Origin of the sequence: Pelagibacterium halotolerans B2 (assembly GCF_000230555.1) — a bacterium.
GTDB lineage: Bacteria > Pseudomonadota > Alphaproteobacteria > Rhizobiales > Devosiaceae > Pelagibacterium > Pelagibacterium halotolerans.
In genome coordinates this window covers 569,337-581,661 of the sequence record NC_016078.1, presented here as the reverse complement: position 1 = coordinate 581,661, position 12,325 = coordinate 569,337, and the positions used below count along the sequence as shown (strand labels likewise).

Below are 12,325 nucleotides of genomic sequence, written 5' to 3'. Positions count from 1 at the left end.
GGTTCCTATCGGTTGCGGGGCGCGGCGGCGCGTTCGAGACGGTCGTTGATCGCTTCGCCCAGGCCGGTGTCTGGAATTGGGGCGACCGCAATCGAGTTTGCCCCGGATGCGTCGAGCCGGGCAAGGTGGGAGAAAAGGTTTCGCGCTGCCTCGCGTAGATCGCCGGATTCCGAGAGATTGAGGAACGGGCCGTCATGGGCGGGAGCCGGGCCGAAAGCGAGATAGGCTTCGCCGGACGCGGGCTCTTCGGCGTCGAGACGGAGCGCGGCGTTGGGGGCGTAGTGGCTCTTGAGCATGCCAGGCGCGGTGATCGCGGCATTGGGAGCAGCAAGTGCGATGGGGTGGCCGAGAAAGGCTTCTATATCCTCGCGCGCAAGGGCACCGGCGCGGAGCTGGGTGACCGTATCGCCGGTGACGGCAATAATCGTGGATTCCAGGCCGTTTTGACAGGGGCCGCCCTCGAGAACCGGAACCGCGCCGGAAAAGGCTGTGCGGACGTGATCGGCTATTGTGGGCGAGAGCCTGCCCGAGGGATTGGCGGACGGCGCGGCGACGGGGCGGCCAAGGGCGGCGATCAGCTCGCGGGCCATGGGGTGGGCCGGAACACGCAGGCCGACGGTATCGAGCCCAGCGGTGACGAGATCGGACAGCCCCGCGCCGGGTTTGAGGGGCACGACCAGTGTCAACGGGCCGGGCCAGAAGGCGTCGGCCAGGCTGCGGGCGAGCGGGGAAAACTCGCCGAAGCGCTCTGCCATTTCCATATCGGCACAATGGGAAATGAGCGGATTGAAGCGCGGGCGGCCTTTGGTTTCATAGATCTTGAGGACGGCATCGGAGTTTGTGGCGTCGGCGCCAAGGCCATAGACCGTCTCGGTCGCGAAGGCGCACAATTGGCCCCTTTGCAGCAGGGCTGCGGCATCGGCAACGGACTGGGGATCGGCGGGTGCTGGCTTCATCGACGTTGTTTGACAAGCGCCCGGTGCCGCGTCAAGAAGGGGCAACAGCCGAGGCATAGGTCCTGAGCCCTAAATGACCACCCTTCTCATCAGCCAGACCAATGGGTCCGCGCACGCGACGCCGAGCGGCCATGCCGAACGGCAGGAACGCATCGAGGCGGCGGCCAGGGCACTGGCCCATCCCCGTTTTGGCGGTTTGACGCGGGAGGCGGCAACGCCGGGCGATCTCGAACTGGCCGATCTCGTTCACAGCCGGGCCGTCATGGATACGATCCGTGCCACGCGGCCGGCCGAAGGGATCGGGCAAATCGATGCCGATACCTTTGTTTCCGCACGGAGCCTGGAGGCGTCGGCCACAGCGCTGGGTGGGGTATTGCGGGGAATGGAGGCGGTCATTCTGGGCGAGGCGCACAACGCATTCATTCTGGCGCGGCCGCCGGGTCATCACGCCGAGCGTGACCGCTCCATGGGGTTTTGCCTCGTCAACACCATCGCCATCGCGGCACGGCAGGTGCAAAGGCTGCATGGGGCCGAGCGGGTGGCGATCGTCGATTTCGATGTGCATCACGGCAATGGGACACAGGATATTTTTGCCGACGATCCCAGCGTTTTTTACGCCTCGTCGCACCAGATGCCACTGTATCCCGGCACCGGGGCGCCGCGCGAGACCGGCGTGGGCAATATCGTCAATGTGCCCCTGGAAGCGGGGAGTGGCGGGGCGGAAATGCGCGCGGCATACAAGGAGACCATCCTGCCGGCGCTCGACAATTTTGCGCCGGACCTGATTCTGGTATCGGCGGGCTTTGATGCCGAGCGGCGCGATCCGCTGGCGCAGCTCGAATGGGTGGGGGCCGATTTCGCATGGCTCACGGGAAAGTTGATGGACATTGCCGAAAAGCGCTGCTCAAACCGTTTGGTCTCGATGCTCGAAGGCGGGTACGATCTTGGCGGGCTTGCCTCGGGGGTGTCGGCGCATGTAGGCATGCTGCTGACCGGCGAAGCCGGACCCGATTACGACGAATACTGACGGAGGGGCAGGCATGACCGACATCGCCGAAATGAGCTTTGAAGCGGCGCTGGACGAGCTTGAAAAGATCGTGGCGCAGCTCGAAGGCGGCAAGGCGCCCCTGCAGGAATCAATCGCGATCTATGAGCGCGGCGAAGCGCTCAAACGCCATTGCGAAGCCCTGCTCAAGCAGGCCGAAGCGCGGATCGAAAAGATCACGCTGGCCAAGGACGGCACACCCACAGGCGTCGAGCCGCTGGATCAATAGGTCAGGAATTTCGCCGTGCTGGGAAAAGTGCGCATCGTTCTGTGGGCCCTTGTGGCGCTTGCGGCGGTTTCGGCCACGGTCATCTATTTCACAAAGCCCATCCAGCCTTCGGGCGCGATGTTCGGCGGGCCGTTCGAGATGGTCGCGACCTCGACGGGGGAGACTTTTACCCATGAGGACCTGCCGGGCACGCCGACGCTGATGTTTTTCGGCTATACTTTTTGCCCCGATGTGTGCCCGACAACGCTGGCCGAGGCGGTTGGGTGGAAAGAGCGGCTGGGGCTCGACGATGACGAGCTGCGGATCATTTTCGTTTCGGTTGACCCAGAGCGCGACACCGTGGAGCACACGCGCGAATATCTGTCCAATTTCGGCCCCGACGTGATCGGGCTGGTGGGTGACGAAGGCCAGACCGACCAGATCAAGCGCTCCTATGGTGTGTTTTCGGAAAAGGTCGAAGCCGAAGGTTCGACCGATTATCTTGTCAACCATACGGCATCGGTGTTCATGATCGATGCGGAGGGTGACTTTTTCGGCACCATAGCCTGGGGCGAGAACAGTCAGGCGGCACTCGACAAGGTGAGACGCCTGACGGCGTCATGAGCCGGATACGGCTCGATATAGCGCTTGAGCGGCGCGGGCTCGCTCAATCGCGCGCCCGGGCGCGTGACGCCGTTCTGCGCGGCACCGTGACCGTCAATGGCGTTGCGACCGGCAAACCCAGCCAGCTTGTGGGCGAGAACGATGCAATTGCGCTGAACGACCCGGCCTCGCGCTATGTTTCGCGCGCGGCGCTCAAACTGGTCGAGGGACTGGACAAGAGCGGCTTTGATCCCACGGACAAGATCTGTCTCGATCTGGGGGCCTCGACAGGCGGGTTCAGCCAGGTGCTGGCCGAGCGCGGTGCGCGCAAGATTTATGCCGTCGACGTGGGGCATGGGCAGTTGCATGGCGATGTTGCCGCGCTCTCCAAGGTGGTGTCGCTCGAAGGGGTCAATGCCCGCGACCTGGGCGCTGAAACGATCGCCGAGCCGGTCGACCTTCTGGTATCGGATGTGAGCTTTGTCTCGCTGACCAAGATCATCGATGCGCCCTCGGCGCTGTGTGCACCGGGCGCGCAGGCCATCCTGCTCATCAAACCCCAGTTCGAGGTGGGGCGCGACCATATCGGCAAGGGCGGAATCGTGATGCCCGGGCCGCATGTGGCGGCGGCGGTCGAGGCGGTGATGGCGCATATGGAAGCGCTGGGATGGAAGCGTGCCGGCTTGTGGCCCTCTCCGATCAAGGGTGGAGATGGCAACGGAGAATTTCTGGCGGCCTTCGAACATCGCCAGGACATCTTTCCATTTATTCAAAACGTTCCGACTGACCCCAAGTAATTCCTGGGGACGGGAAATCGGAGAACGTGATAAGATCGGCGGTCCGCTTGGGGGGCCGCAAGATGAAATGCGCATTTGTTGTAGCCGTGGTGGCAGTGACGGCGCTAATATCGGAGCCGGCGATTGCCTATACAGCCAAGGGCGCCGTTCCATGCAGCGAGGTTATGGTCGAGCACTATATCGAGGGTCATCGCGACATGAACCGCTCGTGGTTGTTGGGCTATTTCACGGCCCGAAACCTGCACGAAGATGCCGATGTAGGACGTGGCGTCGATGACGAACTGATCTATGACCGCGCCTACAAATATTGCGCGGCCAATCTCGATAAGTCCTGGGACGATGCGGCCCACAGTGTTTACGACAACATGCTCTAGTTCAGGATTTGATTGAATCAAATCCTTGGCTCTAAGCCTTTGTTTTATCGCGTGTCCGAACCGCAAAACCGTTTCCACTTTCGCTGGACACGCTCTAGCCAGGGCGATGCGGGCGCGTGCGCCTGAAGGTTCGGGCGATTGTGCCTGCGGTACGCGTTTCGAGGTGGGTTAGGGCCCGATCGAGGCGCTCCCAGCGGCGGCGCAGGCGCCGAACCGACCGCAGAGCAAATTTCGAACTGCCGATCAAAAGGAAGATGGCAAGCGCCATCAGAGGCACGCCGGCCGGGATCGGGGTCGGTGCCAGAACCGCTCCCACAACAAGGAGGGCCAGCGCGACGGGAATCGTTACGACCCTCCACATACCCGCTGGTCTCCCGATCCTGAGCAATCGGGCTAACGCTAGTCGAAATGGGCCACAGGATTATGACGGCGGGGCATCGGCTTTCAGCCGGAAATGGTGATCCCGAAGGCCTCAAGGCCCACATAGTGGCGCGAACGCGACGACATGGGGCGGATCGAGGTGACGCCGAGATCGCGCAAAATCTGGGCGCCGAGCCCGACTTCACGCCATTCGGCCTCCCGGTCGCGGGCCGAGCCATGATCTTCGCGCTCGGCTTGGGCGGCGGCCCTGTCATAGGCGACGCCCGCATTGCCCTCGCGCAGATAGACCAGAACACCGCCGGTCTCGGCCAGGGCGGTGATCGATGCGTTGAGCTTTTCGGCACTACCGAAAACGTCGGTGACGATATCCTCACGTTGCAGGCGGACGTGGATTGGTTCGCCCTGCCCGAGATCGCCGAACACCAGTGCAAGGTGCTGTACGCGGTCGAAGGGGGTCGAATAAGCATAGGCGATGGCGCGGCCGGCGGCGGTGTCGATCTCGAAGGTCGCGACGCGTTCGACAAGCTTTTCGCGGCGCTGGCGGTAGGCGATCAGATCGGCGACCGAAATCAGCGGCAAATCGTGGGTTGTGGCAAAATCGGCGACCTGCTGGCCGCGTGTGACGGTGCCGTCATCATTGACCAGTTCGCAGATGACCCCGACATCGGGCAGACCGGCGAGTTTGCACAGATCGACCGCCGCCTCGGTGTGGCCGGAGCGCATGAGGACGCCGCCACGGCGGGCAATAAGCGGGAAGATGTGGCCGGGGCGGGAGAAATCCTCGGCGCCCACATTGCCATTGGTGAGCGCGCGCACTGTCGCCGTGCGGTCATCGGCGGAAATGCCTGTGGTTGTGCCATGCTTGAAATCGATGGTGACGGTGAAGGCCGTCGAGTGCGCAGAGTCGTTTGAGGCCACCATCGGATCAAGGCGCAGCTTTGCGGCGCGCTCACCGGTGATGGGAGCGCACACGATGCCGGAGGTGTGGCGGACGATGAAGGCCATCTGCTCGGGGGTGATGGTGGAGGCCGCGGCGATGATGTCGCCCTCGCCTTCCCTGTCATGGTCGTCGATCACGACGACCATGCCGCCGGCCTTCATGGCCTTGAGGGCGGTTTCGACGCGGGTGTCGGATTCAGAGATCAACGCTTTAACTCCGTAATTAAGGAAGGCCCCCTCACCCGGCGCATTCGCGCCGACCTCTCCCCCAAAGGGAGAGGTGAAGGCTGCGCCTTCTCACAAATCGTTGCGGCCGAAACCGATGCCGCCTTCTCGACCGGTCTGGCCGCGGTGGCGCAGCATGTGATCGGCGAGCACGCAGGCCATCATCGCTTCGCCGATGGGCACGGCGCGGATGCCGACGCAGGGATCGTGGCGGCCCTTGGTGATGATGTCGGAATCCTCGTTTTCCGTGGTGACGGTCTGGCGGGGGGTGAGGATCGAGCTTGTGGGCTTGACCGCGAAGCGCGCGACGATGGGGTCGCCATTGGAAATGCCGCCGAGGATGCCGCCAGCCTTGTTGGACAGGAATTTTGGCAGCGGGCGGTCCGAACGCATCTGGTCGGCGTTTTCCTCACCGGTCAGTTCGGCAGCGTGCATGCCCTCGCCGATCTCGACACCCTTTACAGCGTTGATCGACATGAAGGCCGAGGCAATATCGGCGGACAATTTGCCATAGATCGGAGCGCCCCAGCCGGCGGGGACGCCTTCGGCCACCACTTCGACGATAGCTCCGGCAGACGAGCCGGCCTTGCGGATGCCGTCCAGATAGGTTGCCCAGGTTTCCGCAGCCCTGGGATCGGCGCAGAAGAAGGGGTTCTGATCGACCTGATCCCAATCGAAATTGGCGTAATCGATCTTGTGCGGGCCGATCTGGACCAGCGAGGCGCGAATGGTGACGTTTGGGATCACAAGTTTGGCGACGGCTCCGGCAGCGACGCGGGCTGCGGTTTCGCGCGCAGAGGAGCGACCACCGCCGCGATAATCGCGGATGCCGTATTTCTGGAAATAGGTGTAATCGGCGTGACCGGGGCGAAACTTGTCGCGGATTTCCGAATAGTCCTTGGAGCGCTGGTCGGTGTTTTCGATCAAAAGCGAAATGGGGGTGCCGGTGGTGCGAAGGCCATCGGTGCGCTCGTCCTCGAAAACGCCGGAGAGGATTTTGACCTCGTCGGCCTCGCGGCGCTGGGTGGTGTAGCGCGACTGGCCGGGCTTGCGGCGATCGAGATCGCGCTGGATCATTTCAGCGGAGATGGGCAAGTCGGGGGGCACGCCATCGACGACGACGCCGAGCGCGGGGCCGTGGCTCTCACCCCATGTGGTGAAGCGGAAGAGGTGGCCGAAGGAATTGTCGCTCATGGGTATGTCCCCGGAAATGGTGAGGGTGTTCTAGGCAGCGCTGGGGGTGTGGTCAATCGTTCGATTGGAGGGGGTGGGAGCGGAGAAACAGAGAAGGCCCCCTCACCCGTCGCTTCGCGCCGACCTCTCCCCCAAGGGAGAGGTAAGAATGCCGCAAGCGCCGAAGGTGCACCTCACCCTTTGGGGGAGGTCGGAGGAAGCGGAAGCTCATCGTTATGGGGACGGAAGACGGGAAGCTCAATCACCACCATCGCCGTCCCGGACCTGATCCGGGACCCAGCGGCCCCGCCCATGCTCTGGAGCGTGCGACAAGGCGCATGGGCCCGGCTTTCACCGGGGCAGCGATGGTGGGTGGGATGGGAAAGGTCGGGCCCAAGCAGGGGTGTGGTTAGCGCGAGTGGCGGGGGGAGCGGATTTCGCCGCGCATGGAGCCGATGGCGAGTTCGAAATTGTCGGCGATGCGGCGGGCCCGGATCATGAATTCGTGGGTGATCTCGGGGGTAAAGATTTCGGCGGCGGTTTGCTCGAACAGAGAAAGCCAGCGGTCGAAATGCTCGGCCTTTATGGGCAGGCGCAGGTGAGGATTGAGCGGGCGGCCCGAATAGCGGCCGGTGCGCAGCATGATCGAGGACCAGAAATCGGTGATCTGGGCGATGTGTTCGTCCCAGTCATGGACCGCACGATTGAAGATCGGGCCGAGAACATCGTCCTCGCGGGCGCGGGCGTAAAAGGTCGCGACGAGCCTTGCGATATCGGGATCGGTGATATCGGGATGGGCCGGACCCGGACGGGTCAGCGGATTGTCGTCCGTCAAGATTTTCTCACCACGTCTTTTGCGCGGCGTGCAGGGTCATCCGGCCGGCGGCGAAATGGGCGATGACGCCCTGGGGCGGAGCCCAGTTGAGGACTTCGCCGCGCGCAACACCTTCGACCAGATGGCGCAGGACGCGCAACACGCCGCCATGGGCGACGATGATCGAGTGATGGGTGAGCCCCTGGGCAAAATCGAGCAGGCGGTCGGCGAGGTCCTGATAATTCTCGCCGCCTTCGGGGCGGAAATTCCAGTAGGTGGCGTCGCGCTGGCCGGGGGCCAGAGCCTCGCGCTCGCGGGCGATCTCCTCGTGCAGGAGGCCCTCGAACTTGCCGAATGAGATTTCGATAAGCCGCTCATCGTAAATGACATCGGGGAGCGGAATGTCGAAGGCGGCGCGCATGCGCTCCATGGTCTCGCTGGCCCGGCTGAGGGGCGAGGCGTACCATTTGAATTTGGCCGGATCGCTGCCGGCTTCCTCAAGGAGGAAGCGCAGCAGCGGGCCATTGGAATCGGCCTGCCGCCTGCCGGTTTCGTTCAAAGGGATATCGCGGCTGCCCTGATAGCGGCGCTCGCGGTTCCAATTGGTTTCGCCGTGGCGCGCGAAGTAGAAATCGGGCCAGGTAACCTGGTGCATGGTCGAATCAATCACTGATGAATTTCAGGAGCGCCCACGATAGCGCGCTCCTGTGACGATACTACTGGCCGGCAGGCGCATCCTTGGGCATGGCCTTCATGCCGATGATGTTGTAGCCGGAATCGACGTAGTGGACTTCGCCGGTAACCCCGCTCGAAAGGTCCGAGAGCAGGTAGAGGGCCGAATTGCCGACCTCGTCGATTGTGACGTTCTTGCGCAGCGGCGCGTTTTCCTCGTTCCATTTGAGCATTTCGCGCAGATCGGAAATGCCCGAAGCGGCCAGGGTCTTGATCGGGCCGGCGGAGATGGCGTTGACGCGGATCTTCTGGGGGCCGAGGTCGGAGGCGAGGTAGCGCACCGAGGCTTCGAGCGCGGCCTTGGCAACGCCCATGACGTTGTAATTGGGCAGGACCTTTTCGGCACCGTAATAGGTGAGCGTGAGGATCGAGCCGCCATCGTCCATGAGCGCTTCGGCGCGTTTGGCGAGAGCCGTGAGCGAGAACACCGAAATGTTCATGGTCAAAGCGAAATTGCCGGGCGTGGTATCGACATAACGGCCCTCGAGCTCTTCCTTGTTGGAAAAGCCGATGGCGTGGACGAGAAAATCGAGCTTGCCCCATTTGGACTTGAGCACGTTGAACACGGCGTCCATGGCATCAGGGTCGGTCACATCGCATGGCAGGACCAGATCGGAGCCGAATTCGGCGGCAATCGGTTCGACGCGGCGGTGCAACGCCTCGCCCTGATAGGTGAAGGCCATTTCCGCGCCCTGGGCATGCAGCGCCTTGGCAATGCCGTAGGCGATAGAGCGGTTGTTGGCGACGCCCATAATGAGCCCGCGCTTGCCTTCCATCAAACCAGCCATGGTGTTCTCCGATGATCGTTTCATTGCTGGTGGTTTTGGCACAGGGGATGGGAACGGGCAAGGTGGGAAGCGGGTTGGTGCGGTAGCGAATCCCCTTCCCGACATGCGATAGTTTGCCAAGCGCTTCCAGAAAGACTTTCGATATGCCCCTTTCCAAAGACCAGATCGTTCCAGCCCTTGTGCAGCTTCTCGGAGAAACCGGCGTCGTTTCCGAGGTGGGCGACATGGCGGGCTATGTTTCCGAACCGCGTCACCGGTTTCACAAGCAGGCACAGGCCGTCGCCCTGCCCCGAACGGTCGCCGAAGTGCAGGCGGTGATGGAATGGGCCAATGAGGTGGGCGTGCATATTATCCCGCAGGCGGGAAACACCGGACTGGTGGGCGGACAGGTGCCGCTGTTCGAGGACGAGGTCATTCTTTCGATCTCGCGGCTCAAAGGGGTGCGCAACGTCGATGCGGCGGCTGGGCACATGACGCTCGATGCAGGCACCACGCTGCAGGAGGCCCATGACATCGCCGAGGACGCGGGGATGATGTTTCCACTCTATATCGCCTCGCAGGGTTCGGCGCGGATCGGGGGCGTTCTGGGATCGAACGCGGGGGGCGTACAGGTGCTCTCCTATGGCAATGCGCGCGAATTGTGCCTGGGGGTCGAGGCGGTGATGGCGGACGGGTCGATCTACAAGGGGCTCAATGCGCTGCGCAAGGACAATACGGGCTATGACCTCAAGGATCTGCTTGTGGGGTCGGAAGGCACGCTGGGGATCATCACTGCGGCGACGCTGAAACTGTTTCCAAAGCCCGACGCGCACGAAACGGCGCTGCTCAATGTGGCTTCGCCGGAGGCGGCGCTGGAGTTGTTCGCGATGATGCGGGCGCGGGCCGGCAATACGCTGACGGCGTTCGAATTGATGCCGCGCATCGGGATCGATTTTCAGCTCAAGCATGGAATGATGGCGCAGGACCCGACCGCCGAGATGTCGGACTGGTATGTGCTTGTGGAGATTTCGGTGCCCAAGGGCGGCGCGGCGGGTGGCTTGTCGCAGGCGGTCGAAAGCGCGTTCGAGGCCGGGCTGGTGAGCAATGGGGTGATCGCGGAAACGCTGAGCCAGCGCGAGGCATTGTGGAACGCGCGAGAGCAGATGAGCGAGGTGCAATCACGCGAGGGCGCTTCGATCAAGCATGACGTATCGGTGCCGGTGGCGGCGGTGCCCGAGTTGATCGCGCGGGGCAGCGAAGCGGCGCAAAAGGCAGTGCCGGGTATCCGGCCGGTGCCGTTCGGGCATCTGGGCGACGGGAACATCCATTTCAATTTTTCCCAGCCCGAAGGAGCCGACGGCATGGCGTTCATGGATGGAGCGGACGCGGTGCATGACGCAGTCTATGCGGTGGTGCGCGATCTGGGCGGTTCGGTTTCGGCCGAGCACGGGATCGGGCAACTCAAGACAGGGTTGCTCAAGCAGGTGAAAGACCCGGTGGCGCTGAAAATGATGAAGGCGATCAAATCAGCGCTCGATCCCAAGGGCATTCTCAATCCGGGGAAAGTGTTGGGGTAGAAATTGGCGTCGGAATGCCTAGATTGAGGGCCAAACCTTATGGACCTCACTTTATGCTTCTCGACATCTCCTTTCTCGACGATGCGACGCGGCCGCGCGCACCCAAGCTCGAAAACCTGACGCCGCAACAGCGGGCGCCGGGCCAGCATCTCAAGCTGATTCACGACCATCTGCGTGAAAACGTCAAAGTGCTGCGCACCATGATCGACGACGTCATGGCGGGCGAAAAAACGGCCGAGGAGGTCGAGGCGGAAGCTGAAGCGCTGACGATGGTTTCGAACTATCGCCAATTCGGCAATCTGTGCGGCCAGCATTGCCAGACGGTGCATATGCATCACTCAATCGAGGATGCGCACATCTTTCCCGCGTTGTCGGAGAAGGGCGAAGCCTGGAAGAAGGTCACGGACCGGCTGCAGGCGGAGCATGAGATCGTGCACAATCTGCTGGTCAAACTGATTGCGGCGCTCAACGCGCTGGTGCGTGAGCCGAACGCCGCAAATTTTGCCAGCGCGACCGAAATCAACGACGCATTGGAACGGGTGCTGCTGTCCCACCTCGGCTATGAGGAAGACGAGATCGGGGATGCGCTTGGGTATTTCCAGATCGGGGTCTAGGGTCCGTATCCGATTGACCGGGTATTGGCCCTAAACCAACCCGTGTGCGATCAGGCTCTCTCCCGTGGCGATGAATGAAGCGTCGGCAGGGGTCAGTTTGCGATCGAGCAGGCGAATGACGGCCGATGAATCGAGGCGTTTGAGAACGCCGAGTTCGCCGAGATTGGACCGGACATCCCTGTCAAACAACGCGTAGATGCGGACCATCCAGTCGGGCAATTCGCGCTTCGGAATCTTTTTTGCGTAGTCGGGAAAAGCGTTGCGCAGGACGGTGGCAACTTCTGAAAAAAACATCGTGCGTTCGCCCATGGGAAAACGATGGCCGCCAGCCTGGTGGGCGGTCATGGCCGCGAGGTGCGCCCGGGCGACGTCTCGCACGTCGACGGCGACAAGCGGCATGCGGGGCGAGGCGGGGACCGAGCCGTTCATAAGGCGCTGCACGAGAATTGCGGATGTGCCCGGATCTTCATCGAGCAGCGGCCCGAAAATCCCCGAAGGATTGATCGTTGCAAGATCCTTTTCGCGACCGGCGGCGCGCATGATCTCCCAGGCACGGCGTTCGGCACGGGTCTTGGACTCGGTATAGGGCGTAACGTCCCTGCCCTCGAGATTGGTCCAATCATTGGCGGTGAACGGGGCAGCGCGGGACTTGTCATGCCCATAGGCGATGGCGGCCATCGAGGACGTGAGCACAACACGCTCGACATTGGCGGCCAGAGCGGCATTCAGCGCGCGCTCGGTGCCCTCGACGGCCGGCCGGATCAGATCGTTCTTGTCGGAAGGCATCTGCAGCACGAAGGGAGAGGCGGTGTGCTGAAGAAAACGCACGCCATCCATGGCTTCCTGCCAGCCCTCGTCGCTTTCAAGGTCGAGGGCGACAAATTCGAGCCGTGCACTATCGGCCCCCGCTTTCTCAAGCGTTGCCCTGACCTTGTCGGCCCGTGAAAGATTGCGCACGCTGCCGCGCACTGTATAACCGCTCTTGAGCAGTTCGAGCGCCACATGTCCGCCCAGGAAGCCGGAAACGCCGGTGAGAAGAACGCGGTCTTTCATGATGTGTGTCCGAGCAATTGAAACTTGAACGATATATACGTTATTCGTTCAAAACGTTCAATAGGAG

Annotated in this window: 15 protein-coding genes; 7 read left to right on the top strand and 8 right to left on the bottom strand. The window is 62.5% G+C overall.

Annotated features, from left to right (window positions below):
- Nucleotides 1-5: 5 nt before the first annotated feature.
- Entirely contained in the window at nt 6-956 is a 951-nt protein-coding gene (locus KKY_RS02845) for an L-threonylcarbamoyladenylate synthase (RefSeq protein WP_014129784.1), read from the bottom strand.
- A gap of 73 nt (nt 957-1,029) precedes the next feature.
- Here KKY_RS02845 and KKY_RS02840 point away from each other — a divergent pair, with 73 nt between their 5' ends.
- The 5 genes from KKY_RS02840 to KKY_RS20235 all read left to right on the top strand — a co-directional run bounded on the left by KKY_RS02840 (nt 1,030) and on the right by KKY_RS20235 (nt 3,983).
- Nucleotides 1,030-1,983, top strand: coding sequence for a histone deacetylase family protein (locus KKY_RS02840; RefSeq protein WP_014129783.1), 954 nt, complete (start codon nt 1,030-1,032; stop codon nt 1,981-1,983).
- A 13-nt stretch (nt 1,984-1,996) separates the two neighbouring features.
- On the top strand, nt 1,997-2,230 hold the full coding sequence (locus KKY_RS02835; protein WP_014129782.1) for an exodeoxyribonuclease VII small subunit: 234 nt from the start codon (nt 1,997-1,999) through the stop codon (nt 2,228-2,230).
- A gap of 15 nt (nt 2,231-2,245) precedes the next feature.
- Entirely contained in the window at nt 2,246-2,833 is a 588-nt protein-coding gene (locus KKY_RS02830; RefSeq protein WP_014129781.1) for an SCO family protein, read from the top strand.
- A complete protein-coding gene (locus tag KKY_RS02825) occupies nt 2,830-3,609 on the top strand; it encodes a TlyA family RNA methyltransferase (protein ID WP_014129780.1) in 780 nt (259 codons plus the stop codon). The genes KKY_RS02830 and KKY_RS02825 overlap by 4 nt, the downstream gene beginning before the upstream one ends.
- 62 nt (nt 3,610-3,671) lie before the next feature.
- A complete protein-coding gene (locus KKY_RS20235) occupies nt 3,672-3,983 on the top strand; it encodes a hypothetical protein (protein WP_014129779.1) in 312 nt (103 codons plus the stop codon).
- Nucleotides 3,984-4,077: 94 nt separating this feature from the next.
- Here KKY_RS20235 and KKY_RS02815 read toward each other — a convergent pair whose 3' ends face one another.
- The 6 genes from KKY_RS02815 to fabI form a co-directional block, all read right to left on the bottom strand.
- Nucleotides 4,078-4,344 carry a hypothetical protein gene (locus KKY_RS02815; protein WP_014129778.1) on the bottom strand — a complete coding sequence of 89 codons (267 nt, stop codon included), beginning with the start codon at nt 4,342-4,344 and terminating at the stop codon, nt 4,078-4,080.
- A gap of 83 nt (nt 4,345-4,427) precedes the next feature.
- Nucleotides 4,428-5,507, bottom strand: coding sequence for a 3,4-dihydroxy-2-butanone-4-phosphate synthase (gene ribB, locus KKY_RS02810; protein WP_041529031.1), 1,080 nt, complete (start codon nt 5,505-5,507; stop codon nt 4,428-4,430).
- A gap of 93 nt (nt 5,508-5,600) precedes the next feature.
- A complete protein-coding gene (gene aroC / locus KKY_RS02805) occupies nt 5,601-6,722 on the bottom strand; it encodes a chorismate synthase (RefSeq protein ID WP_014129776.1) in 1,122 nt (373 codons plus the stop codon).
- Nucleotides 6,723-7,110: 388 nt separating this feature from the next.
- A complete protein-coding gene (locus KKY_RS02800; RefSeq protein WP_014129775.1) occupies nt 7,111-7,536 on the bottom strand; it encodes a group III truncated hemoglobin in 426 nt (141 codons plus the stop codon).
- A gap of 7 nt (nt 7,537-7,543) precedes the next feature.
- The gene (locus KKY_RS02795) at nt 7,544-8,185 is read right to left on the bottom strand and encodes a histidine phosphatase family protein (RefSeq protein WP_050811636.1); all 642 of its coding nucleotides are present in this window, start codon (nt 8,183-8,185) and stop codon (nt 7,544-7,546) included.
- 46 nt (nt 8,186-8,231) lie between these two features.
- The gene (fabI, locus tag KKY_RS02790) at nt 8,232-9,035 is read right to left on the bottom strand and encodes an enoyl-ACP reductase FabI (protein WP_014129773.1); all 804 of its coding nucleotides are present in this window, start codon (nt 9,033-9,035) and stop codon (nt 8,232-8,234) included.
- Nucleotides 9,036-9,178: 143 nt separating this feature from the next.
- Here fabI and KKY_RS02785 point away from each other — a divergent pair, with 143 nt between their 5' ends.
- Nucleotides 9,179-10,591 (top strand): FAD-binding oxidoreductase, encoded by a 1,413-nt coding sequence (locus tag KKY_RS02785; RefSeq protein WP_014129772.1) that lies wholly within the window; start codon nt 9,179-9,181, stop codon nt 10,589-10,591.
- Nucleotides 10,592-10,644: 53 nt separating this feature from the next.
- Nucleotides 10,645-11,205: a hemerythrin domain-containing protein gene (locus KKY_RS02780; RefSeq protein ID WP_014129771.1), complete on the top strand. Its 561-nt coding sequence runs from the start codon at nt 10,645-10,647 to the stop codon at nt 11,203-11,205.
- 30 nt (nt 11,206-11,235) lie between these two features.
- Here the strand turns inward: KKY_RS02780 and KKY_RS02775 are convergent, their stop codons facing one another.
- The gene (locus KKY_RS02775; RefSeq protein ID WP_014129770.1) at nt 11,236-12,258 is read right to left on the bottom strand and encodes an NAD-dependent epimerase/dehydratase family protein; all 1,023 of its coding nucleotides are present in this window, start codon (nt 12,256-12,258) and stop codon (nt 11,236-11,238) included.
- Nucleotides 12,259-12,325 lie beyond the last annotated feature (67 nt).

Bases quoted from the DNA above. Each gene is read 5' to 3' on its own strand.
- KKY_RS02825 (WP_014129780.1), top strand. From the start codon at position 2,830: ATGAGCCGGATACGGCTCGATATAGCGCTTGAGCGGCGCGGGCTCGCT.
- KKY_RS02835 (WP_014129782.1), top strand. From the start codon at position 1,997: ATGACCGACATCGCCGAAATGAGCTTTGAAGCGGCGCTGGACGAGCTT.
- KKY_RS20235 (WP_014129779.1), top strand. From the start codon at position 3,672: ATGAAATGCGCATTTGTTGTAGCCGTGGTGGCAGTGACGGCGCTAATA.
- KKY_RS02815 (WP_014129778.1), bottom strand. From the start codon at position 4,344: ATGTGGAGGGTCGTAACGATTCCCGTCGCGCTGGCCCTCCTTGTTGTG.
- KKY_RS02775 (WP_014129770.1), bottom strand. From the start codon at position 12,258: ATGAAAGACCGCGTTCTTCTCACCGGCGTTTCCGGCTTCCTGGGCGGA.
- KKY_RS02785 (WP_014129772.1), top strand. From the start codon at position 9,179: ATGCCCCTTTCCAAAGACCAGATCGTTCCAGCCCTTGTGCAGCTTCTC.
- fabI (WP_014129773.1), bottom strand. From the start codon at position 9,035: ATGGCTGGTTTGATGGAAGGCAAGCGCGGGCTCATTATGGGCGTCGCC.
- KKY_RS02845 (WP_014129784.1), bottom strand. From the start codon at position 956: ATGAAGCCAGCACCCGCCGATCCCCAGTCCGTTGCCGATGCCGCAGCC.
- KKY_RS02840 (WP_014129783.1), top strand. From the start codon at position 1,030: ATGACCACCCTTCTCATCAGCCAGACCAATGGGTCCGCGCACGCGACG.
- KKY_RS02780 (WP_014129771.1), top strand. From the start codon at position 10,645: ATGCTTCTCGACATCTCCTTTCTCGACGATGCGACGCGGCCGCGCGCA.
- aroC (WP_014129776.1), bottom strand. From the start codon at position 6,722: ATGAGCGACAATTCCTTCGGCCACCTCTTCCGCTTCACCACATGGGGT.